General features: G+C 63.5%; 22 protein-coding genes and 1 tRNA gene. 10 read left to right on the forward strand and 13 right to left on the reverse strand.

The genetic code is table 11. The annotated features are described in order from the left end of the window. Window positions 1-81: 81 nt before the first annotated feature. The 3 genes from xth to VGE08_RS25265 form a co-directional block, all read right to left on the reverse strand. Complete coding sequence (gene xth / locus VGE08_RS25255; RefSeq protein ID WP_331070709.1) at window positions 82-855, reverse strand: exodeoxyribonuclease III; 774 nt, start codon at window positions 853-855, stop codon at window positions 82-84. Window positions 856-864: 9 nt separating this feature from the next. Continuing rightward, window positions 865-2,694 (reverse strand): DUF885 domain-containing protein, encoded by a 1,830-nt coding sequence (locus VGE08_RS25260; protein ID WP_349258801.1) that lies wholly within the window; start codon window positions 2,692-2,694, stop codon window positions 865-867. 143 nt (window positions 2,695-2,837) lie between these two features. Continuing rightward, window positions 2,838-2,913 (reverse strand) — tRNA-Gly (locus tag VGE08_RS25265). A 163-nt stretch (window positions 2,914-3,076) separates the two neighbouring features. Between VGE08_RS25265 and VGE08_RS25270 the strand changes: the two genes are divergently transcribed. The 3 genes from VGE08_RS25270 to VGE08_RS25280 all read left to right on the forward strand — a co-directional run bounded on the left by VGE08_RS25270 (window position 3,077) and on the right by VGE08_RS25280 (window position 5,360). Then, the gene (locus tag VGE08_RS25270; RefSeq protein ID WP_331070711.1) at window positions 3,077-3,979 is read left to right on the forward strand and encodes a LysR family transcriptional regulator; all 903 of its coding nucleotides are present in this window, start codon (window positions 3,077-3,079) and stop codon (window positions 3,977-3,979) included. Further along, window positions 3,976-4,710 (forward strand): tRNA (guanosine(46)-N7)-methyltransferase TrmB, encoded by a 735-nt coding sequence (gene trmB / locus VGE08_RS25275; protein WP_331070712.1) that lies wholly within the window; start codon window positions 3,976-3,978, stop codon window positions 4,708-4,710. Before VGE08_RS25270 ends, trmB begins: the two co-directional genes overlap by 4 nt. A 317-nt stretch (window positions 4,711-5,027) precedes the next feature. Continuing rightward, the gene (locus VGE08_RS25280; RefSeq protein ID WP_331070713.1) at window positions 5,028-5,360 is read left to right on the forward strand and encodes a DUF6763 family protein; all 333 of its coding nucleotides are present in this window, start codon (window positions 5,028-5,030) and stop codon (window positions 5,358-5,360) included. A 59-nt stretch (window positions 5,361-5,419) separates the two neighbouring features. Here VGE08_RS25280 and VGE08_RS25285 read toward each other — a convergent pair whose 3' ends face one another. Further along, window positions 5,420-6,700: an AmpG family muropeptide MFS transporter gene (locus tag VGE08_RS25285; protein ID WP_331070714.1), complete on the reverse strand. Its 1,281-nt coding sequence runs from the start codon at window positions 6,698-6,700 to the stop codon at window positions 5,420-5,422. A 95-nt stretch (window positions 6,701-6,795) separates the two neighbouring features. Between VGE08_RS25285 and pyrE the strand changes: the two genes are divergently transcribed. Together pyrE and VGE08_RS25295 are read left to right on the forward strand one after the other, a co-directional pair. Then, on the forward strand, window positions 6,796-7,428 hold the full coding sequence (gene pyrE, locus VGE08_RS25290; RefSeq protein WP_331070715.1) for an orotate phosphoribosyltransferase: 633 nt from the start codon (window positions 6,796-6,798) through the stop codon (window positions 7,426-7,428). A gap of 158 nt (window positions 7,429-7,586) precedes the next feature. Beyond that, window positions 7,587-8,237 (forward strand): DUF4124 domain-containing protein, encoded by a 651-nt coding sequence (locus VGE08_RS25295; protein WP_331070716.1) that lies wholly within the window; start codon window positions 7,587-7,589, stop codon window positions 8,235-8,237. 25 nt (window positions 8,238-8,262) lie between these two features. Here the strand turns inward: VGE08_RS25295 and dut are convergent, their stop codons facing one another. Next, window positions 8,263-8,754 carry a dUTP diphosphatase gene (gene dut, locus VGE08_RS25300; protein WP_331070717.1) on the reverse strand — a complete coding sequence of 164 codons (492 nt, stop codon included), beginning with the start codon at window positions 8,752-8,754 and terminating at the stop codon, window positions 8,263-8,265. Then, window positions 8,744-10,003, reverse strand: coding sequence for a bifunctional phosphopantothenoylcysteine decarboxylase/phosphopantothenate--cysteine ligase CoaBC (coaBC, locus tag VGE08_RS25305; protein ID WP_331070718.1), 1,260 nt, complete (start codon window positions 10,001-10,003; stop codon window positions 8,744-8,746). Before coaBC ends, dut begins: the two co-directional genes overlap by 11 nt. A 377-nt stretch (window positions 10,004-10,380) precedes the next feature. Here coaBC and radC point away from each other — a divergent pair, with 377 nt between their 5' ends. From radC to rpmG, 3 genes are all read left to right on the forward strand, one after another. Further along, window positions 10,381-11,055 carry a RadC family protein gene (gene radC, locus VGE08_RS25310; RefSeq protein ID WP_331070719.1) on the forward strand — a complete coding sequence of 225 codons (675 nt, stop codon included), beginning with the start codon at window positions 10,381-10,383 and terminating at the stop codon, window positions 11,053-11,055. A 137-nt stretch (window positions 11,056-11,192) separates the two neighbouring features. After that, window positions 11,193-11,429 carry a 50S ribosomal protein L28 gene (rpmB, locus tag VGE08_RS25315; protein WP_203165759.1) on the forward strand — a complete coding sequence of 79 codons (237 nt, stop codon included), beginning with the start codon at window positions 11,193-11,195 and terminating at the stop codon, window positions 11,427-11,429. A gap of 19 nt (window positions 11,430-11,448) precedes the next feature. Continuing rightward, window positions 11,449-11,604 (forward strand): 50S ribosomal protein L33, encoded by a 156-nt coding sequence (gene rpmG, locus VGE08_RS25320; protein ID WP_066922054.1) that lies wholly within the window; start codon window positions 11,449-11,451, stop codon window positions 11,602-11,604. Between the two features lie 121 nt (window positions 11,605-11,725). Here the strand turns inward: rpmG and VGE08_RS25325 are convergent, their stop codons facing one another. Genes VGE08_RS25325 through VGE08_RS25350 form a run of 6 tightly spaced genes read right to left on the reverse strand, consistent with a single transcriptional unit; the run spans window position 11,726 to window position 18,531 of the window. Continuing rightward, window positions 11,726-11,956: a lipoyl domain-containing protein gene (locus VGE08_RS25325; RefSeq protein ID WP_331070720.1), complete on the reverse strand. Its 231-nt coding sequence runs from the start codon at window positions 11,954-11,956 to the stop codon at window positions 11,726-11,728. Next, window positions 11,953-12,975 carry an alpha-ketoacid dehydrogenase subunit beta gene (locus VGE08_RS25330; RefSeq protein WP_331070721.1) on the reverse strand — a complete coding sequence of 341 codons (1,023 nt, stop codon included), beginning with the start codon at window positions 12,973-12,975 and terminating at the stop codon, window positions 11,953-11,955. The genes VGE08_RS25325 and VGE08_RS25330 overlap by 4 nt, the downstream gene beginning before the upstream one ends. Next, window positions 12,972-13,970, reverse strand: coding sequence for a thiamine pyrophosphate-dependent dehydrogenase E1 component subunit alpha (locus VGE08_RS25335; protein WP_331070722.1), 999 nt, complete (start codon window positions 13,968-13,970; stop codon window positions 12,972-12,974). Before VGE08_RS25335 ends, VGE08_RS25330 begins: the two co-directional genes overlap by 4 nt. Continuing rightward, a complete protein-coding gene (locus VGE08_RS25340) occupies window positions 13,960-15,876 on the reverse strand; it encodes an AMP-binding protein (protein ID WP_331070723.1) in 1,917 nt (638 codons plus the stop codon). Before VGE08_RS25340 ends, VGE08_RS25335 begins: the two co-directional genes overlap by 11 nt. Next, a complete protein-coding gene (locus VGE08_RS25345; protein ID WP_331070724.1) occupies window positions 15,873-16,268 on the reverse strand; it encodes a 2,4'-dihydroxyacetophenone dioxygenase family protein in 396 nt (131 codons plus the stop codon). Before VGE08_RS25345 ends, VGE08_RS25340 begins: the two co-directional genes overlap by 4 nt. Window positions 16,269-16,317: 49 nt before the next feature. Beyond that, window positions 16,318-18,531, reverse strand: coding sequence for a TonB-dependent receptor (locus VGE08_RS25350; protein WP_331070725.1), 2,214 nt, complete (start codon window positions 18,529-18,531; stop codon window positions 16,318-16,320). A 206-nt stretch (window positions 18,532-18,737) separates the two neighbouring features. Between VGE08_RS25350 and VGE08_RS25355 the strand changes: the two genes are divergently transcribed. After that, the gene (locus VGE08_RS25355; RefSeq protein WP_331070726.1) at window positions 18,738-19,769 is read left to right on the forward strand and encodes a helix-turn-helix domain-containing protein; all 1,032 of its coding nucleotides are present in this window, start codon (window positions 18,738-18,740) and stop codon (window positions 19,767-19,769) included. On the opposite strand, the gene VGE08_RS25360 is transcribed toward VGE08_RS25355, so the two are convergent. Further along, window positions 19,742-20,926, reverse strand: a complete 1,185-nt coding sequence (locus VGE08_RS25360; RefSeq protein WP_331070727.1) for a DesA family fatty acid desaturase — start codon at window positions 20,924-20,926, stop codon at window positions 19,742-19,744. The genes VGE08_RS25355 and VGE08_RS25360 overlap by 28 nt on opposite strands. 201 nt (window positions 20,927-21,127) lie before the next feature. Between VGE08_RS25360 and mutM the strand changes: the two genes are divergently transcribed. After that, window positions 21,128-21,943, forward strand: a complete 816-nt coding sequence (gene mutM / locus VGE08_RS25365) for a bifunctional DNA-formamidopyrimidine glycosylase/DNA-(apurinic or apyrimidinic site) lyase (RefSeq protein WP_331070728.1) — start codon at window positions 21,128-21,130, stop codon at window positions 21,941-21,943. Window positions 21,944-22,383 lie beyond the last annotated feature (440 nt).

Here is a 22,383-nt window from a genome sequence, read left to right on the forward strand (position 1 = left end):
TCAGGATCCCCGCGCCTCGAAATTATTACGAGGCACGTTGGACGCGCTGCGTGCCGGCCGCAGCGCAGCGCTCGCCGCCAGCTAATCCTGCAGCTCGATCCAGGTCGGCGCGTGATCGCTGGGTTTTTCCCAACCGCGCACGTGACGATCGACCCCCCCGGCCTTGAGCCGGCGCAGCGCCGTGGCATTCAACAAATGATGATCGATGCGCAGTCCCGCGTCGCGGCCATAGGCATTCCGGAAGTAGTCCCAGAACGTATAGATGGTCGCGTCCGGATGCAGGTGGCGAATCGCATCCACCCAGCCCTGCTCGAGGATGCGGCCAAAAGCTTCGCGCGTCTCAACGCGGAATAACGCGTCGTCCACCCAGCGCTCGGGTTTGTAAACATCGTTGGCGGTCGGAATGACGTTGTAGTCGCCAGCAAGCACCACGGCATTGTCGCTGCCGACCAACTCGGCAGCGTGCACACGCAGCCGCTCCAGCCAGCGCAGCTTGTAATCGAACTTCTCGCCCGGCGCGGGATTGCCATTCGGCAAATACAAACAACCGATGATCACATCGCGCACCACGGCCTCGATGTAGCGGCTGTGCAGATCCTCCGGATCGCCGGGCAATGCGCGCCGGATCTCGGTGGGCTCACAACCCTTGGCGAGAATAGCCACGCCGTTGTAACTCTTCTGTCCGTGCCAGATCACCCCGTAGCCAAGATCGCGGATCGCGCTTTCGGGGAACTTCTCCGACGGTGTCTTCAATTCCTGCAGGCACGCGACATCGGGCGATGTTTCCTGCAGCCAGCGCACCAGGCTGGGCAGGCGCGCATGAATGCTGTTTACGTTGTATGTGGCGATCCGCATGTCTGGTTCTCAGCCTCGCGCGATGAATGCGTCGATGTTTCGCGCCAGCACGACCATCGGCACGTCGCCACCCATTACGACGGCGTCGTTGAACTTGCGGAAGTCGAACTTGTTTCCCAACGCCTGCTGCGCCTTGTTGCGCAGGCGGTTGATCTCGCTGTGGCCGACTTTGTAGCCACACGCCTGTCCGGGCCAAGCACAGTAGCGATCCACTTCGCTGGTAACCTCTTCGAGGCCCGACCCATTGGTACGCGCGAACCATTCGATGGCTTGTTGCCGGGTCCAGCGCTTGGCATGCAAGCCGGTGTCGACCACGAGGCGGCAGGCACGGAATGCGATGGATTGCAGATATCCCAGGCGGCCGAACGGATCGTCGTCATAAACGCCGAGCTCGGCGGCGAGTTGCTCGGCGTACAGCGCCCAGCCTTCGGCGAACGCATTGAAGGCCAGCAGCGAACGGAACAGCGGCAGCTTGAATGTATATTCGCCTTGCCACACGTGCCCGGGGATCGACTCGTGATACGTCAGCGTCGGCAGCGCATACGTGGTCCAGAGCTTGGTGGTGTGCAGGTTGATCCAGAACTTGCCTGGCACCTTGCCGTCGATCGTGCCCGCACCGCCGTAGGCGCCCGGCGCACCCGGTTCCATCTCGGGCGCCATCCGCACGATCTCGAGATTGCCCGGCACGAGTGTCGCGAATGCACGCGGCAATCGTGTGCGAATGTCCTCAACTCGATCGTTGAGCAGCGCCATGATCTGCGCGCGGCCCTCATCGGTGTCGGGAAACTGGAAGCGCGCTTGCTTGCCCAATTCGGTCATGCGTTCGCCCACCGTTCCCTGGCTGAGGCCCTGAGCCTTGAGGATGCCGTCCATCTCGGACTGCAACGCGCGCAGCTCTTCCTGCCCCAGCTCGTGAATCTGATCCGGCGTCATGCGCGTCGTCGTAGCGGCGCTCAATGCCCACGCGTAGTACTCATCCCCTCGCGGCAATTTCCACACGCCGGCATCGCTGGTGGCGCGCTTGCGATGAGCCGTGAGCTCTGCGAGCTGCCGCTGCAGCGCCGGCGCGATCTTGTCCTTGGCGATCTTCGCGGCTTTGGCGCCGTAATCGCCGGAGAGATTCTTGGTTCGATTCGCCAGGGAAGTCACCAACGACCATTCGGCGACATTGCCGCCACTGGCGATGCCGAGTTGATTCAGGGTCTTGTCGAGCAGGAAGTCCGGTGCGATCACGCCCTGGGCGGCCGCGGCTCGCAAGCGCCCGGTTTCGCCGTCGAGCTGGCCGGCATACGCCTCCAGCCTCGACAGATAGGCGTCTGCGTCCTGCTTGGTTGCGACGGTGTGACGCGAGTCGAGCATGCTGGGGATCTCGAGAAACGCACCGGTGTTCTGCGCCACCACGTACGGCGCATTCCGATACGACCAGCTCGAATTGAGCGTGGCCACATCGCCGTAAGCAAACGCGAACCCTTCCTTGGCGAACTCATGCGAAGTGCGCATGACGTCGACATCGATGCGCACCGCATCGCTCAGCACCGAGGTATCGATCGCCTTCAGCCGCTGCAGTCGCTGCGCGGCCCGCTGCGCGATGGCGCGTTGTCCGTCGGCTGAACGATCCGCCAGCTTTGCCTTCAAATGAGCACGCGGGCCAGTGTCGATGCCCAGGCCGGTGGCGCTCTCCGGATAGTCGACCATGATTTCTTCGGCCAGCTCGGCCAGCAGCGCTTCGGCAGCCTTGTCGGCAGCGCTCTGACTGGTATCGGCGATGCCGAGGCGCAGCTTGGCCAGGGCGAGGGCGGCGCCGCTCCCCACTATGAAATCACGACGGCTGGCGGTCATCTGGCGGCGGTCTCCTGGCTGAATCACTGCTTGAATACACAGCCGCTCGCGGCCAGCGACCGGCGCTGCCGTGGCTCGAGGCGGCGAGGCGAGTAGTGCTTGGGACATGGGGCCCCGGCCGGCTGACGACGGGGGGCCGGAATTGGAGCGGGCGACGGGTCTCGAACCCGCGACCTCAAGTTTGGGAAACTTGTGCTCTACCAACTGAGCTACACCCGCACCCGGCCGATTCTAGGGGCTGCCCTTACGGGGATCAATTGGCTTCGGATCAATTGGCTGCCGCTCGATTGGGCGCGGCGCGGGCGCCAGGGCAGAACGCGCGGCCTGCGAGGGTCGGCCGGACGGTATACTGCGCTCCTCGATCATCCCGCCGACTCTCTCCGTGGCTCTCAGATTCGATTTACGCGACCTGGAATTGTTCGTCGCCGTGGCCGACGCAGGCAGCATTGCGCGCGCCGCCGAACGCTCGCATACCGTTGCTTCGGCCGTCAGCAAACGTGTCTCTGACCTGGAGGACAATCTAGGCTGCCCGCTGCTGCTGCGCGGTGCGAAAGGCGTGGAGCTGACCGCAGCCGGCCATGCGTTCCTGGCAAGGGCACGCGTGCTGCTGCATCAGGCGACACAGCTGGATGAAGAGATGCGCCGCCACGCCTCCGGCACGCGCGGCTACGTGAGAATGTTTGCAAACATTTCGGCCATCGTCGAATTCCTGCCCGGTGCGCTGGCCTCGTTCGCCAGACTACATCCGGACGTTCACGTGCATCTGGAAGAGCATGTGAGCTCCGCGATCGCCACCGCAGTAGCGGACAACTCCGCCGATCTCGGCATCGTCAGCGAGCTGCCGATCATCGACGGGCTGTCCACCGTGCCGTTTCGCAACGACGACTTGATCGTGGTGTTGAAACCGGATCATCCGCTCGCCACGCGCAGCTCGATCGGGTTCGCCGAGCTGCTCGACGAGCCGTTCGTCGGACTGCACGCGGGCAGCGCCCTGCACCGCCTGCTGACGCGCGCGGCCATGGAAGCCGATCGTCCAATGAACTGGCGCGTGCAAGTGACGAGCTTCGACGCCGCATGCGCCATGGTTGCGGCCGGGCTCGGCGTGAGCATCGTGCCCCGCGCGGCGACCAGTGTTTACATTCGTTCCTTGTCGCTGGCTTCGGTGCCGCTGACGGACTCGTGGGCACATCGTCAATTGTTTCTTTGTATTCGCAGCGCAACCCCACTGCACTCGGCTGCGAAATTGCTTTACGACCACCTGCAGTCCCTGGCCATTCAGAAATGACCGAAGACCCGTCCCCCACCCCGAGTGACCCGCCCTCCAACGCTCCTTCGCGCCGCACGGTCCGCAGTTTCGTCATTCGCGGCGGGCGTGCGACAGTCGCTCAGCAACGCGCCCTGGATGAGCTGTGGCCGCGCTATGGCGTGGAGCTCGACGCGCAACCCCTGGATCTGGACCAGATATTCGGCCGTCGCGCACCGCGCATGCTGGAGATCGGCTTCGGCGCCGGCGAGGCGCTGCTTGCTTTCGCGCAAGCGCACCCAGAACTGGATTGCCTCGGCGTCGAAGTTCACAAACCCGGGGTCGGCCATCTGCTGCTGGGGGCCGAGGCTGCCGGATTGCGAAATCTGCGCATCGTCTGCCACGACGCAGTCGAGGTGCTGCAGCAACAGCTGGCGCCCGGCTCCCTCCAGCTGATTCATATTTTCTTTCCCGATCCGTGGCCCAAGAAGCGCCATCACAAGCGGCGCCTGATTCAACCGCCGCTGGTCGAGCTGCTGGCGCGCGTACTGGCCGTGGGCGGCACGCTACGACTCGCGACGGACTGGGAGCCTTACGCCATGCATATGCGCGAGGTCCTCGATGCCTCGACGTCGTTTGCTAACGACGCCGGCGACAGTGGCTTCGTCGCCCGCAACGAGGAGCGGCCGTTGACCCGGTTCGAACGGCGCGGCCAGCGCCTCGGGCACGGCGTTTGGGATTTGAGTTATCGCAGGATCGCGACGAAAGCTTGATCGCGCAGGTTGTTGTGTCGTCATCGTGAAGTCACATCGGCCTGCCGAGAATGTGCAGGTCGCCGCCGGCGCCGGCGCGGATGAAAATTGAAACAATTGTGAGGGTGAAGGCGAGTCGACTCGTATCGAGTCGGCAACCGAATGTATGACCCGCGGGCCGGCGAGCGCCGCCGTGACGCTTGATGCTCTGCAGAAGAAATCCCACTTGAATCCAGCGCGGCGCAGGACTAAAAGAAGAGCCTCGATTGCTTTTCAGCAAGACGCACGGATGCCGTCCGCAAAGGAATGTTTCCCGCACTCCAGCTGGAGGATGCTCAATGACTTCGCCGAGCCCGGTCGTGGGTGATTGGTACCGCCGCATCGATGGCGCGCTGTTCGAAGTGGTCGCGGTGGACCGCGACGATGGCACCGTGGAGGTCCAGCACTTCGATGGCACCGTGGAAGAGTTCGACCTGGAGTCTTGGGAAGAGCAGGATTTCGAAGAGGCGCAGGCGCCGGAAGATTGGACCGGCTCGGTCGATGTCGAGCCCGAAGACTATGAATCGGAGCGCGAGATCAGTGCCAACGGCGCATGGATCGATCCGCTGATGAGCCTGGATCGTTCCGAAGCCTCCGGCTATTCGGAGTGGCCGTCGCCACGCGACCTGTAGCATGCGGGCTTGCGCCCGCTCGCGTTACCGACCCGGATCTCGTTTGATTCCCGAGCCGATCAGCCGCGCGGCTGATCGAGCTGCTTGATCTGTTCGCGCATGAGCCACACCAGCAACAGTCCCGGCAAGGCCAGCACCACGCTGACCACGTAATACATATCCCAGCCCGCTTTGTCGGCCAGCCATCCCGCCGGGCCGCCGAGCAAATAACGTGGGGTCAGTGCGAAAGCGGACAGCAGCGCGTATTGAAAGGCGCTGTAACGCGTGTCGCAGAGGGCCATGATGAGCGCGACCGAGGCGATGTTGCCCATCGCGCCGGCGATGTTGTCGATGCTCACCGCCGCGACCATCAAGGGGTAATTCTTACCCGTCAGCGCCAATGCGTAGTACAGCAGGTTCGAGGCGGCCTGTGCCACACCGAATATCAGCATCGAGTTCAGCAGCCCCAGGCGCACCATCGCCACGCCGCCGAGAATCGCACCGATCACCGCGCTCGCCGTGAACAGTGCCTTCAGTACGACGGCAATTTCGGTCTTGCTGAAACCCACGTCCATCATGAAGGGCGTGAATAGCCGCAACGCGAACGCATCGCCGACCTTGAACAGGATCACCAGCGCGATGAATGCAATGGCACTTGGGCTGCCGAGCAGTTCGCGCAACGGCACTACGAACGATTCGGTCAACGTGCGCGGTGGTTGATGAGCATAGTGAGGCTCGGGCGCAAGCAACGTGCCTATGCAGAACGCCGCCATCACCGCGGCCAGAATCAGAAACGCCGGCTCCCAGCCAAAGAAATCGGCTACCACCAGTGCGAACGCCGAGGCCAGCCAGGCGGAGGTCCGATAACCGAGATTGTTCGCCGCGGCCGCCAGACCGCGCTCGTTCGGCTGCGCCACGTCGGTTCGATACGCATCGATGGCGATGTCTTGCGTGGCCGAGAAGAACACGATGGCCACCGCGCAAATCGCGATGGGAGTCAGCGAGACCGCGGGGTTCTGCAACGCGAACACGGCGATGGCAGCCGCCAGCGCCAACTGCGTCAGCGCCACCCAGCCACGCCGCCGGCCGAGCCACGGCAGCGGATAACGATCTATGACCGGCGCCCACAGGAACTTGAACAGATAGGGCAGGGCCACGTAGGACAGCACGCCGATAGTGGTGTTGCTCGCACCACTGTCCTTCAGCCACGCCTGCAACGCGCTCTCGGTGATCTGGTTGGGGAACCCGGAGGCGGCACCCAGCACCATGATGGCGACCATCTTCGGACTGGCCAGGATGTCGCGCCATCGCGGTTTCTCCGCCGGAGTGGCCTGTCCGGTGCTCGCTGCCGCTGTGTTCATCGGGGGATTATAAGAGGCGAATGCGGCACAAATCAGTGTCGGCGGTTCGATGCAAATCGACTACCATCGCGTGGTCATTCATACAGCGTTGTGACATGCGTTCCTTCATCGACTTGTGCCTGCAGCTGGGCGTGCTGCGCTTCGGCGAGTTCAAGCTCAAATCCGGCCGCGTCAGCCCGTACTTCTTCAACGCCGGCCTGTTCAATTCGGGACGGGCGCTCGCCGAGCTCGGCCGCGCCTACGCGCAGGCGATTCAGGTTGCCAACATGCAGTTCGACGTGCTGTTCGGGCCTGCCTACAAAGGCATTCCGCTGGTCACGACGACAGCGGTCGCGCTGGCGGATCAGTACAACCGCGACGTGCCCTGGGCTTTCAACCGCAAGGAAGTCAAGGATCATGGCGAAGGCGGCAATATTGTCGGCGCGCCGCTGCGCGGCCGGGTCTTGATCGTGGATGACGTGATCACCGCGGGGACGGCGATCCGCGAAGCCACCGACATCATCCGCGCGGCCGGCGCTCAGCCGGTCGGCGTCATTCTGGCCCTGGATCGGCAGGAACGAGGCCAGGGCCCCCTCTCCGCGGTTCAGGAGGTGGAACAGACATTGCAACTCCCGGTTACCAGCATCCTGCGACTGGCGAATCTCATCGATTACCTGCGGCAGTCCGGGGATGCGGCACAACTGGCCGCAATCGAGCGCTACCGCAACGAATATGGCGTCACCAAGTGATTCAAGTCGTGCCGCGGCGGCCCGGGCCGAGATCGCTCGCCGCCGGAGCGCACCGCTGCACGCCGCGAGCCCATGTGACCAAAATCGTCCAAAGTTGACGCAATGGTGCCGAGCTGCGGCACAATAACCCTATAACTCCGGGGAAAACTGGCACACCGATGCGCGGGCTTCGCACACTGACGATCGTCGCTGCGACATTCGTATCGTGGGCCGCCTTTGCCGCGCAGAAACCAAGTGCAAGTGTCACCAGCGAGGCTTACTACCGCTGCAAGGATACGAAGGGTCAGGCGTTGTACGGCGACAGCATGCCGGCCGGCTGCCAGGGGCAGGATACCGAGGTGCTGAACGCGCACGGCATGGTGCTGCGGGTCATCGAGGGCGAACAGACTCGCGCCCACCGCTTGTCGCGCGAGGCCGCCGAGGCCAAGGAGAGACAGCAGCGGCAGGAACGTCTGCAGCGCGACCGCATGCTGATCGAGACCTACACCAACGTGGAAGACATCGAGCGGTTGCGCGATCAGCGCATCGAGCTGCTGCTAGCCCAGCGCCGCGTGACCGAGCAAACCATCAACAACATGCGCGAACGTCAGGCCCGGATCGAATCGCAGGTCGCGCGCTTCAAACCCTATAGCGACAAGCCGAATGCCCCGCCCGTGCCCGACCACCTGGCTGAAGAGATGGTCAACACCGTAAATGGCCTGCGCGTGTATCAGGAGTCGCTGGAGAAAAATCAGCGCGAGCAGGCCGAGGTGAAGGCGACGTTCAGCGCCGACATCAAGCGCTTCAAGGAACTGAAAGGCATCAAATGAGCGGCGGCCGCCCGGGCAGCCTGTTTCAGCCGCGCCCCGAGCTGCCGAAACCGCCGGCGCCGCGCTCGGTGGCGACAAACTCGTTCACCACGTCGAACTCCACCTGCACCACTGGCACCACCACCAGCTGCGCGATGCGCTCGCCGGGCTGAATCGTGAACGTGCTCTGCCCGCGGTTCCAGCAGGAGACGAAGATCTGTCCCTGGTAATCCGAGTCGATCAAGCCGACCAGATTGCCGAGCACGATGCCGTGCTTGTGACCCAGACCCGAACGAGGCAGCACGATGGCGGCATAGGCCGGGTCCTGAAGATAGATGGCGATGCCCGAGGGAATGAGCTGCGTGTCGCCCGGCTTCAGCTCGAGCGGCGCGTCGATGCATGCACGCAGGTCGATGCCCGCCGATCCTTCGGTGGCGTATTGAGGCAAGGGATAGTCGCGGCCGATGCGGGGATCGAGCACACGGACCTGCAACCGACGGCGCGCGCCGGCGCCGGAAGACGTTCCATCAGCGGGCATGAGCAGCGGGCAAGGGCGTTGGATTGGAAGTTTGCGTTGGTGCCGGCGAAGTGCCGCGCGCGTGATAGCGCTGCGCGATCAAGGCGACCAGCTGCCGCGCCAGGGCCGACTTACTGGTCATGGAAAGCTCCTGCTTGCCGCCGTGCCAGTAGACGGTGAGCGCGTTGTCGTCCTTGTCGAAGGCCAGGCCGTCGCCGACCTTGTTGGCGGCGATCATGTCCAGATTCTTGTTGGTGAGCTTGGTCAGCGCGTTGCGCTCGACATGTTCCGTTTCGGCGGCGAAGCCCACCAGGAACGGACGTACCTCGCCTCTCGACACCGTGGCCAACACGTCTGGCGCACGCGCCAAGGCGAGATTCAGCGTGTCGCTGGTCTTCTTGATCTTCTCGCCCGCTATTTCTCGACAGCGATAGTCCGAGACGGCCGCGGCCGAGACAAAAATATCCGCGTCGGCAACGTTGCTCTGAACGGCGTGCAACATCTGCTCGGCGCTTTCCACATCGACGCGATCGACACCGCGCGGCGTTGGAATCTGCACCGGACCACTCACGAGCACGACTTTCGCACCCGCTTCGCGCGCCGCCTCGGCGACCGCATAACCCATCTTGCCCGAGCTGCGATTGCTGATGAATCGCACCGGGTCGATCTTCTCGCGCGTCGGTCCGGCGCTGACGACCACCTTCAGTCCCTGCAGCGGACCGGGGCGGCCACGAGCGGTGAAGATTTCAGCGACGATCTCCGTCGGCTCGATCATCCGGCCCACGCCGACTTCACCACACGCCTGCTCGCCACTCGCCGGGCCGAGCACTCGCACGCCGCGCTCTTTCAGTACGCGCACATTGGCTTGAGTCGCGGGATTCGCCCACATCTGCCGATTCATGGCCGGCGCGACCGTGATGGGTGCCGTCGTGGCGAGACACACCGTGGTCAACAGGTCTTCCGCAAAGCCATGCGTCAGCTTCGCCAGGAAATCCGCCGTGGCCGGGGCAATCACGATCTCATCCGCCCAACGGGCCAACTCGATGTGCCCCATCGCCGCTTCGCTGCTTTCGTCCCAGAGATCGTCGCGCACCGGCTTGCCGGACACCGCCTGGAACGTCAGGGCCGTCACGAACTGCTGCGCCCCCCGGGACATGACCACCTGGACGTCGGCGCCCTGCTCGATCAGGCGACGGACCAGGTCCGGACTCTTGTAGGCCGCGATCCCACCCGTGACACCCAGGAGAATTTTGCGAGGCTGCAGGCTCATGGACCGGATTATGGAGGCGCCCCGAGGGCCCGGCAAACTGCGCGAGCGCATACCGGCATTCCTCGCGGGAATGGACCGCTCGTCAGTCCGCATTGCGCAACTTGGGCGCGCAGAACCGCAGTTTGTCCGCCAGATGGCAGCGAAATCCTTACATATTGGCGCCGGCGCGTCCGGCCGGCCCCTCCATAATAGAAGTCGTGCACGAAAGCGGCGCCCGGGGACTCCTCGATCAAGCAAGTTGGCGTGCCTAACTCAGTTCCGCTGCCAACGGGTGACCATTTCACAGCAAACAAATGGACCACTCGGCCCAAAGCAATTCCAGTTCAGCCACACACTTGCAAGCCGGGACGCACCCGGGATGATTGCTGGAGACAAGGATGTCCATACGCGACTGGCCGGAGAGCGACCGGCCGAGAGAGAAGCTGCTGAGGGTGGGAGCAACGGGGCTGAGTGAGGCCGAGTTGCTGGCGATATTATTGGGGACGGGGGTTCGGGGAAGGAGTGCACTGGATCTGGCGAGAGATCTGCTGGCGGACTTTGGCTCGTTGCGCGCGTTTCTTACGGCGGACCGAAGTCGCGTGTGCAAGACGCGGGGGTTCGGGCCGGCGCGGTATGTGGTGCTGCAGGCTGCGCTGGAATTAACGCGCCGGCACTACCAGGAGCTGATGACCGTGGGCTCGGCGCTGAAGAACCCGCGCGCGACTCGCGAATTTGTGCAACTCCGCCTGCGCGACCTGCCCTATGAAGTGTTCTGTTGCCTGCTGCTGGACAGCCGCTACCGGGTCATCGGCTTCGAGGAGCTGTTCCGGGGCACCATCGATGGCGCCATCGTGCATCCCCGGGAGGTGGTCAGGCTGGCCCTGTCCCGGAATGCCGCCGCGCTGATCCTGGTGCACAACCACCCCTCGGGCATCGCCGAACCCAGCGCCGAGGACCGGAAAATCACGGTTCGGCTCAAGGAAGCCCTGGACCTGGTGGACATCAAGGTGCTGGATCACCTGGTGGTCGGGGACGGCGTCTGCGAGTCGTTTGCCGAGCGCGGACTGCTGTAGGAAGGCGCTTTCGGGCATTTTAGCGGTCCCGCCGTCTTCCCTAACCGGGCGGCGGCTGGTATAAAGCGCGACTCGTTTTCGGGCCCCTCGTCCGTGGCGCTGTGTGCCCGGCCGCCGCCCCAACCAGGAAATCCGCCATGTCCAGAGTCTGTCAGATCACCGGCAAAGGGCCGATGACCGGCAATACCGTGTCACACGCCAACAACAAGCGTCGCCGCCGCTTCCTGCCCAACCTGCACGTGCAGCGTTTCTGGGTTGAGAGCGAGCGCCGCTTCGTCAGCCTGCGCGTGTCTACCCACGGCCTGCGCACCATCGAGAAGAAGGGCATCGAGACCGTCGTTGCCGAGCTGCGCGCCAAGGGCGTTGCGGTCTAACGGATAGGAGCCTCAAGCCATGCGCGAAAAGATCAAGCTCGTGTCCACGGCCGGCACCGGCCACTTCTACACCACCACCAAGAACAAGCGCCTGCATCCGGACAAGATGGAAGTGCGCAAGTTCGACCCCAAGGTCCGCAAGCACGTGGCCTACAAGGAAGCCAAGATCAAGTAAGCCTGGCTGCCTGGTCGAGCGGTTCGCTGGCGGCGCACCTCTCGAACGCGAACACGAAGGCCCACCTCTGGTGGGCCTTCTTCATTTTGGAGAATCGATTCTTGGAGGACGCGAGCTGCGCTTAGCCAATCCGCGCGATCACCTGTCCGCGCCGGATGGGCGCCTCCGCCGGCACCAGGATCTGCAACACCCCGGCGGCGGGTGCCGTCAGCTCCATACTCGCCTTCTGGTACATGATCTCGGCCAACGGCGCCCCCTCCGACACAGTCTCGCCATCGGCGAACAGCCAGGACGAGACCACGCCCTCGGCATCCTCCTCCCAGAAGTGTTCCGGCACGGTCACGTCGATCATGCGGCGGCACTCTGCAAGGTCAAACGCGCCTCGGCCACGATCTTCGCGGCATCGGGCAGCAGGGCGTGCTCCAATTCCGGAGCAAAGGGGACGGGCACATCGGGAAAACAAACGCGACGAGGTGGTGCGAGCAGCCGAGTCGACTCGCACACGCTCGCGATGATCTCGGCGGCGACGCCACAGCTGCAATAGTCGTCGTCCGCCACGACCAGCCGTCCGGTGCGACCCGCGGACACGCAGATCGTTTCGCGATCCAATGGCGCGAGCGTGCGCACGTCGATCACTTCGGCATCCACACCTTCACGAGCCAACGCGTCGGCGGCATCCAGTGCGTGATGCAACGTCGCACCCCAGCCCACCAACGTCAGATCGGCACCAGGCTTCACCACCACGGCTTTGCCGATGGGCAGCGTATAGCGCTCCGCCGGCACGTGAACGATCGAGCGCGGCACGGTGCCGAGCCATCCCATGCCTTGCAGCGCTTTGTGAAACATGAAGATCACTGGATTGTCGTCGGCAATCGCCGCGAGCATCAGTCCTTTGGCGTCGTGTGCATTCGAGGGAATGACGACTTTCATGCCAGGCAGATGCGCGAACGTCGCATACAAACATTGCGAATGCTGCCCGGCATCGCCGTAGCCGCCGCCCACCGAGGTCATCAACACCATGGGACAAGCGACCGAGCCGCCGGAAAAGTAAGCCTGCTTGGCAGCGAGGTTGTAGATGGCATCCATGCACACTCCGAAGAAGTCCACGAACATCAGCTCGACGACGGGACGCATCCCCGCCGCAGCCATGCCCACGGCTGCGCCAATGAATGCGGTCTCGGAAATCGGTGTATCGCGCACACGCGACGGACCAAAGCGCTCCAGCAGTCCTTGCGTCGTGCCGAACACGCCGCCCAGCTTGGCCACGTCTTCGCCCATCACCAGAACACGCTCGTCGGCGTGCATGGCTTGCGCCAATGCCTCGCTCATCGCCTTGGCGATGGTCATGCGCCGCACGGCTGGCTGTGTCATCGCACACCTCCCGTTACAAACACTTGTTCCAAGGCGCTGCGTGGCTCAGGCGGCACGGACGCACGTGCGAATGCGAAGGCCGCTTCGACATCCCGCCGCGCCTGCGACTCCAGCTCATGCAATTGCTCCGGCACAACGCCGCGCTCGATGAGCTTGCTGCGATAGGCGGGAATCGGATCGATGGCCTTCAAGCGTTCGATCTCGCCCTTGGGCCGATACTGCTCGGCGTCGCCCATGAAGTGACCTTCGAGCCGGCACGTCTCCAGCTCCAGCAATGTCGGCCCTTCGCCCATGCGTGCACGTCGCACGGCTTCACCGGCGGCAGCGAAAATCGCATCGGCATCGTTTCCCGGAACGAACACGCCGGGCATGTCATAAGCTTGAGCACGCACTGCATTGCGCTCCACGGCCGTCGAATCGCGCTTGCTGACCGATATGCCGTAGGCGTTGTCCTCGATGACGAAGATCACCGGCGCGCGCCAGATCGCCGCGAGGTTCAATGCTTCATGAAATGCACCTTGATTGGCTGCGCCTTCGCCGATGAACGAGACGGCCACCGCATCGCTGCCACGCAGCTTCGCTGCCAACGCCGCGCCGACGGCCGGCCCCATGCCTTGCGCGATGATTCCCGAACAACAGAAATTCACTTTCGGATCGAACAGATGCATGTGGCCGCCGCGCCCGCCGGAAAGGCCGGTGGCACGCCCGAAGATCTCCGCAGCCATCGCCTGCAGGTTCACGCCTTTCGCGATCGCGACGTGATGCGGACGATGGGTCGCCGTGACGGTATCGTCCGCACGCAGGTGAGCGCACACGCCGACGGCACAAGGCTCCTGCCCATCGGACAAATGCATCTCGCCGGGAATCGGTCCCTTCGCCATGTTGAACAGCGGCTGCTTGCCTTCCATGTAGGCAAGCTTGATCGCCGCCTCGAAGGCGCGGCTGGCCACCATCGCGCGATACATCCACAACTGTTGTTTGCGATCAGGAACCATGGGCGCCTCCGCTGCTTGCATATCGAATCCTGTGCAAGGCTTCGATCACCCGATCGAGTGCCGCCGGATCGTCGATGGTCGGCGGCACCGGGCAGGCTTCTCCATCCGCCAGGCGGCGGATCGCGCCACGCAGGATTTTTCCGGAGCGGGTCTTGGGGAGCTGCGCGACCGGCGCGGCCGCCTTGAACGACGCCACCGCCCCTATCGTGTCTCGCACCATCTCGATCAACGCAGCGATGATGCTGGCGTGATCCGCAGTTACGCCGGCTTTCAATACAAACAAAGCGATCGGCACGCTGCCTTTGATCGGATCGCTCGCGCCAACCACGGCGCATTCGGCGACATCGGGGTGAGACGCAATGACTTGCTCGATGGCGCCGCTCGAGATGCGATGACCGGCGACATTGATGATGTCGTCGGTGCGACCCATCACGTGCACGAAGCCGTCGTCATCGATGAATCCAGCGTCGCCGGTGGTGTAGTAGCCCGGATGCTCGCTGAGATAAGAGTTGCGGAATCCCGCATCGTTGCGCCATAGAGTCTGCAGACAACCCGGCGGCAGTGGCAGCCGAATGGCAATGTCTCCGCTCGTGCCCCGAGGAAGCGGACGATGTTCAGGATCGAGCACGGCGAATTCATATCCTGGCACCGCTCGTCCAGCGCTGCCGTGCCGTGCGCCGATGGCGCCAAGACCTGTGCATGTCGCCAGCCCTGGCCAGCCGAGCTCGGTTTGCCACCAGTGATCGAACACTGGAATGCCAAGGCGCTGCTGGGCCCACTCCAGCGTCGGCGGATCGGCACGTTCGCCCGCAAGAAACAACGTGCGCAGCCGCCCCAATCCGCCGTTCTTGATGAATGCGCCGTCGGGATCCTCACGCTTGATGGCACGAAGCGCAGTCGGCGCAGTGAACAGGATCTCGACATCGTGTTCTCGCGCGACTCGCCAGAACATGCCCGCGTCCGGCGTGCCGACCGGCTTGCCTTCGTAGAGCACGGTCGTGCACCCGATCAGCAACGGCGCGTAGACGATGTAGCTATGGCCGACCACCCAGCCGATATCCGAAGCCGCCCAGAACACCGAGCCGGGCTGCGCGCCATAGATGTGTCGCATGCTCCATGACAATGCGACCGCGTGGCCGCCATTGTCTCGCACAACGCCTTTGGGAATGCCGGTCGTGCCGGAGGTGTAGAGTATGTATAGCGGATCTTCCGAGGCGACCGGCGCGCAATCCGCTGGTTGCGCGGTTCGCAGAGCATCGCTCCAATCGATATCGCGTATCGGATCCAATGCTGCGGTGACTTGCGGCCGCTGCAGAATCACGCAACGCTCGACCCGATGACGGCACAGGCCCAGCGCCGCATCCAGGATGGGCTTGTATGCGACCGCTCGCCCCGGCTCGATACCGCACGAAGCGCTGAGCACGACGCGCGGCTGAGCGTCGTCGATCCGTTTCGCTAATTCCGGCGCGGCGAAACCTCCAAACACCACGGAATGAATCGCACCGAGTCGCGCGCACGCCAGCATCGCGAACACGGCCTCCGGCACCATTGGCATATAGATCACGACGCGATCACCGGCCAAGACGCCTTCCTGCCGCAGCAATCCCGCGAGCTTCGCCACTTCGGACTGAAGTTCAGCGAAGCTGAACCTGCGCACCTGCCCGGTGACGGCGCTGTGATAGATGAGCGCTGCCTGCGCGCCGCGGCCGTTGCGAACATGCCGATCGACGGCGTTGTAACAAGTGTTCAATCGGCCACCGGCGAACCACACACCGGCGACGCCAGCGTTGGCATCGAAAGCAGTGGATGGGGGTGCGTACCAATCGATGTCGGACGCGGCCTCCGCCCAGAACTCACGCGGCTGCGTTCGGCTGCGCTGCCAGGTCTGAAAATACCGCTGGCTCATGTGGCTGCTTGCTGCGCGAGCCGTCGCACCTCGGCATGATCGAGAATGGACAGCACGGAATCATCGGTGCCCAGGAACGCCACCGGCCCATAGTTGGTGAACAACAGCTCGGTGTATTCCGGGAACGTGGTCAGCTCGTGAATCACTCCCAGCGGCTCGTAGCCGTAGGTGCCGGCATCCGCCCGTCCCATGCGATATTCCATCCGGCCGCGCACCACGTAGTACTCGCCGGCGCCATGATGCTTGTGGCGCGGAAAGGAACTTCCGGGCTGGCAACGGAACATCACCGTCCAGCGGCCCGTCTCGGCGCTGGCGAACAACAGGCGGTAATCGATGCCGGCGACGATCGGGATCCACGGCAACGATTCGCAGTCGATCAGGATTTCTTCCATCGTCGATGTTCCTTCCGGCGGCTTGATGGCAGAGGTCTGATTGCTTGGGCTAGTTCTTCAAGGTGAATTCGATACCGTACGTGCGCGGCGGCGCGAGGCTGCCCACGACGATCGAGCCGATGATGTCGCCGTCGAAGATCTTGTTGGTGGCGACCTTCTCGTTGGTGGCGTTGTCGATGAACGCCGCGATGCTCCAAGTGCCGGCCGCGCCTGTGTACATGACGCGAGCCTTGGCCCAGCCATACGAACCTTCGTGCAGCACGGGCACGTTGAATGCCGAGAAGTACATCTCATCCTGCCACACATAGTCGGCACGCAGCGCCATCGTGCCGCCGCTACCGACTGCCTGCTCGTACTGAGCGCCAACGCCGACCTTCCACTCGGGTGCGCGCGGCATCTTCTTGCCTGACAGCTGCTGCACGCCGAGGTCCGGATACTTGGGATCGGGCATTGCGCCCGCGGTGAACTCCGCGTCGAGCCACGTCAGATTGGCATCCACCCGGAAGCCGTCGGTAGCCAGCCACGAAGACTCCAGCTCGACACCACGCACCTCGGCTTCGGCGGCATTGCGAATGACGACGTTGTTGTTCTCCACGTCCTGCACCTGCAGGTCCGTGTAGTCGTAGTTGAACAGCGCGGTATTCAGGCGCCAGCGTCCATCGAGGAGCTTCAGCTTGGCGCCGAGCTCGTAGGCCCAGATCTCCTCCGGATCGAACGGCTCGTTCTGGTAGCTGCCGGGATTGAAACCGCCGGACTTGAAGCCGCGCGAGGCGCTCACATAGAGGAACGCGGCATCGTTCAGCTGAAAGTTCAGTCCTGCCTTGGGCGTGAATGCGCTGAAGGATTCCGCATCGAACTCGGCCACGTTGTCGAAGATCGTCACCGGCGCATCGCGGAATACCACCAGGTTGGCGCCGTCGCGGCGCTCATCACTGTAGCGGCCACCGACGACCAGATCGAGCCGGTCCGTGAGCTGGTAGGTGGCCTCACCGAACAGCGCATAGGCCCGCGTTTCGGTGCGGCCGTTCAGTTCCAGCCGGCAACATGCCGGATCGTCGGGCAGCGCGAACAACGCGTTGGTGAACGGCAGGAAATATTCGTTGCGGATGTCGTTCTCTTCATCGAAGAAGTACGCGCCTACGATCCACTGCAGGCGCCCGGCGCTGGGCGAGCTGAGCTGAAACTCCTGCGCCAGCTGCTCCTGATCCTCCATGCGCAGCTGATCGACGCCGAACACGGGCGACAGATCCAGATCGTCCCGATTGTAGGGACGCGTCTGGCGATAGCTGGTGAGCGAGGTGAGCGTGTACTCGCCGATGTCCCACTGCAGCTTGCCGGAGACTCCGCCGGTGCGGGCTTTGTTGAAATGCTCCACATCGGAGCCATACGTGCGCGAGTACGGCGCCGAGCGCACTTGCGCCGGCACCAGCGCCTGATAGATTGGATTGGTGCTCGTGCCGGGATCGAAGTAATGCCACACCACTGCGGCATCGTCGGCCTCGTAATAATCCGCCTTCAGTACGAAGCTCAGGTTGTCGGTGACGTCCGCTTCCAGGGTGAAGCGAGCCATCCAATCATCCTTGTCTTCTACGCGATCCGCCACCGGCGTGCCGCCACCTGTTTGCGGCACAGGGCGCAATAGCTTGGTGTAACCGTCGCGCGTCTCGCGCGCGGCAGCGAACCGCATGCCGACGCGATCGCTGAGCGGTCCGCCGAGCGCTGCGGCGACGCGGTAACGATCGTAGTTGCCGATCGTCACTTGCGTGTCGTATTCGAACCGGTCGCCGGGCCCCTTGGAAATCACATTCACCGAGCCGCCGGTCGCGTTGCGCCCATACAGCGTGCCCTGCGGCCCGCGCAGCACTTCGATCCGCTCCACATCCAGGAACGCCGGCACCGCGCCCGCCGAGCGGGAGATATAGACCCCGTCGCTGTGGAATGCCGTCGAGCTGTCCGAGCCGCCGACGATCGATGAATAGCCGATGCCGCGGATGTAGATCTGGGCCTCACCCTGGAACGAGCTGACCAGCACGCTCGGATTGAGCGCGTTCATGTCTTCGATGGCATAGGCCGAGCGCAGCGCCAGGTCCTCGCTGGAGAATGCCGTGACGGCCGCGGCCGTGGACTGCACCTCGGTGGTCCGCCGCTGGCTGGTGACAATCACTTCCTCGAGCGCCGACCCGGCGCTTTCCTGGGCCAGGACCGATGCGGTACAGGCAAGCACCCCGCCCGCCAGCACCGCAGCACGCGAACTGCACGACATAAGCTCATCCCCCACCAAGATCGGTCACTCGCGGACCGTTGTGGTGACAATACGAGGCGGCGGCGGACGCCGCTCGGCAGTCAACGCAGTCCGATTGGGACAGCAGTGCACTGAGCGGGGCTGTCGCGGCTCCGGCCCGTGGTGTAGCCTGCGTTCAAACGCTTGCCCCGCGCATGGGCGCGTCACGAATCGGGTGGGGGGAATTCATGCTGGAGCGCAACGCCGCCGCGGCGTGTCCGCGGTATCCGGTATTTGCATGGTCATCGCTGGCGCAGCCCATCGCCAGCCGCTATGAAAGCTGGTCGCAAGTGCTGAGCGACTGCTTCCTGCCTTGGACACTCAGCTCCTCGCCGCGCTCCGGCGTATTCGCGAGCGTGCGCCAGCGTTCGCTCGAAGACTGCAATTTCATCGAATGCTCGAGCGATCCGGTCAGCGGCTTTCGTCGCGCCGCCGAGATCGGCCGCACCAACGGCGACTTCTACAATGTTCTTTATGTGCTGTCGGGCGCGGAGCTGCTGAAGTTTCAGGGCCGCGAGGTGTGCCTGACCGCCGGCAGCTTCATCCTGTGGGACTCCGGCCGTCGCATGGAATTCTCCGTGCAACAGCGGTTGTCCAAGCTGACGTTGGTGATTCCCGAGCGCGTGATGCGCAACCTGTTGCCGAATGCACAGGATTACGTCGGCATTCCCATCGATGGTCTGCACGGCATGGGACGTCTGCTGACCAGCCACTTGCGCCTGATGCGCCAGGAACTATGGGACATGAGCGCGGCCGATGTTGCTCACGTGCGTTCACCAACGTTGGAATTACTGGCGCGCGCTTACGCGAGTGTTCCCGGAAGGCGTCGCGCCAGCGTGCGGGCAGCTACGTTCGGTCGCGTCCGGTCGTTCATTCTGGAGCACCTGGCTGAACCGGACTTGAGTCCGCAACGCATCGCGCGGGAGAACCGCATCTCGGTGCGGTATCTGCATGCGCTATTTCATGATTTGGATACGAGCGTCTCGGCGTGGATCCGCAGCCAGCGTCTGGATCGCTGCGCTCGGGACCTTGCGGATCCAGCCTTGGCGCACGAGAGCATCACGCGCATCGCGCACCGGTGGGGCTTCAATGACTTGGGTCACTTCGGCAAGCTGCTCCACCGCCGCTTCGGTGTCAGCCCTCGGGAGTATCGTCGCCGTCACGCACCGAGGGCCGAGGCAGCCGGCCCCAATCAGGCCGGCCGAGGCTGTACAGCGTAGCTGCGTAGTGTATTGGCGAAGTCCTGGAGCATCTTGATCCGGCTGGCTTCGGCCTGGGCGATCAGCTCCCGCAAGTGCTGGATGAGCTTTTCATTGCTCATGTGCGCGCCGCTCCACATCACCGCCAGACGCTCGCGGAATTCGTGAACCGTCTTCAAGGTCTGATTGGTCGCGAGCACTTCACTCAAACGCGAGCGGGCATTGGAATCCAGCAAGCTTGGCTCGCGCACCAGTAGTTTGCGAACGCGACCGCTCAACGCGCCGCCAGCATTGCGCAACTCCTCGCGAAACACGGGCAGAGTCACGTAGCGAGTGTAGTCACGCAGCACATGCATGCGATTCACGATCACAGCGCGGACATTCTCGAGGTCGATCTGCATTCGCGGTTCAACCTTCACCGGTTCCGGCGCGACCCGCAGCACCTTGGCCAGGCCCAGCGCCTTGAACACGCTGATGTACAGCCAGCCGATGTCGAACTCCCAGCGCTGCACCGAGAACTTCGCCGAGCTGGGGAACGCATGATGGTTGTTGTGCAATTCCTCGCCCGCCAGCAGCAAGCCCCACGGCATCACGTTGCGAGCGGCGTCGGCGCACTCGAAATTGCGATAGCCGTAGTAGTGGCCGATACCGTTGACGACACCGGCGGCCAGCAGCGGATTGGCGACCAATTGCGCGGCAATGATGATGATGCCCGGCACGCCGAACAGCAGCAGATCGGTGATCACCAGCAACACGATGCCCAGATTGCGGTGCTTGGAATAGACGTTGCGCTCCATCCAGTCATCGGGCGTGCCGCGGCCGAATTTCTCCAGCAGCACCGGATCGCGGGCCGCCGCCTGGTACAGCTCGGCACCCTCCAGCAGCACCTTCTTCAAGCCGACGATGACCGGGCTGTGCGGGTCCTCGGGGGTTTCGCAGCGGGCGTGATGCTTGCGGTGCACGGCCACCCACTCCTTGGTGATGATGCCGGAGGTCATCCACAGCCAGAAACGGAAGAATTGGCGCAGTGCCGGATGCAGGTCGAGGGCGCGGTGAGTGGCGTCCCGGTGCAGGTACAGCGTCACTCCCATGAACGTGATCTGAATCGACACGAAGGCCGCCAGCACGTAGCCCCAGAAGTTGAGGTTCAACAAGCCATACAGGAAATCTAGATTCACGGGCCGCCCCTGCAAAACATTCGAAACTCATAGGATTGGGGGAAAATCGTCGTCGGCCGACTATAACGGACCCGGAAAGCCCCCACAAATGTGCGGTTCCCTTCAACTGCGACCCGGTTGACGTGCCAGGAGCCGAGTTGAAGGCAAATGGCCGCGTTTCAATGGCCGGACCGCGGCCAGGACCTATTTAGACACCACACCATGCCTGAACTGCCTGAAGTCGAAACCACGCGTCGCGGCATCGAGTCCTCGGTCGTCGGACGTGTGATCCAGAAGGTGATCGTGCGCGAACCGCGGCTGCGTTGGCGCGTGCCGCGTCAGCTGCCCGAGCTGGCCGCCGGTCAGCGAGTGATGCAGCTGCGCCGGCGGGCGAAGTATCTGGTGTTCGATCTCGAACGCGGCAGCATGATCCTGCACCTCGGCATGTCAGGCAGCTTGCGGGTGCTGCCCGCGTCGACGCCGCCGTCCACGCACGATCACGTGGATATCGCGATGGATACTGGCCTGTGCTTGCGCTTCAACGATCCGCGACGGTTCGGCGGTCTGTTGTGGACGGACGGCGATCCCTTGGCTCACAAGCTGCTCGAGTCGCTGGCCCCGGAGCCGTTGTCGGATGAGTTCAATGGCGAGTATCTGGCGCGCGCCGCCAAGGGCCGCAGTGTGGCGATCAAGCAGTTGATCATGAATGGTCAGGTGGTGGTCGGTGTGGGGAACATCTATGCCAGCGAAGCTCTGTTTCGCGCGGGTGTGAGACCGAGACGGGCGGCGGGGCGGTTGAAGCGGCCCGAATTCGATGCGTTGGTGAAGGCCATCAAGGATGTGCTCAACGATGCGATTCGAGCGGGCGGGACGACGCTGCGCGATTACCTCAACCCCGAGGGGATGCCGGGGTATTTTCGGCAGAAGTTGTTTGTGTATGAGAGGACGAAGGCTCCGTGTCGGGTGTGCAAGACGCCGATCAAGCATTTGGTGCAGGGGCAGCGGTCGACCTATTTCTGCCCGCAATGTCAGAAGTAGCGCCTGGCGCGTTGCGCTTGCGCGGTGGACGCTTGCGTCCCTGGCGGGACGCCGCTCTTGGGAATTTTTTCTATTTATGCGCCGCGCCTGCGGCGCATAAGGAACGGACTAGATGATAGTCAGCACGGACGGACTGAATGGCTCCGACCGCAACGCGCGCTTCGGGAGCGCTATGACCTGATCTTGAAGTGTTGCCAGGCGCGGCGCATAAGGAATGGGCTAGATGGTAGTCGGCACGGACGGACTGAATGGCTCCATCCGCGGCGCCCATTTTTAAGCGCTGTGACTTGGTATTGAAGTGTAGTCAGGAGCGGCGGCATTCCAGATTGCTTCATCCAAGGTCCGCAGGCGGCAATCTTCGCAGCCGCGCCGCAGGCGCGGCACACAAAAAAGTAACTTCAAGAGCGGCGACCCGCCAGGGACGCAAGCGCACCAGGCGT

Source organism: Steroidobacter sp. (genome assembly GCF_036406195.1).
Classification (GTDB): Bacteria; Pseudomonadota; Gammaproteobacteria; order Steroidobacterales; family Steroidobacteraceae; genus Steroidobacter.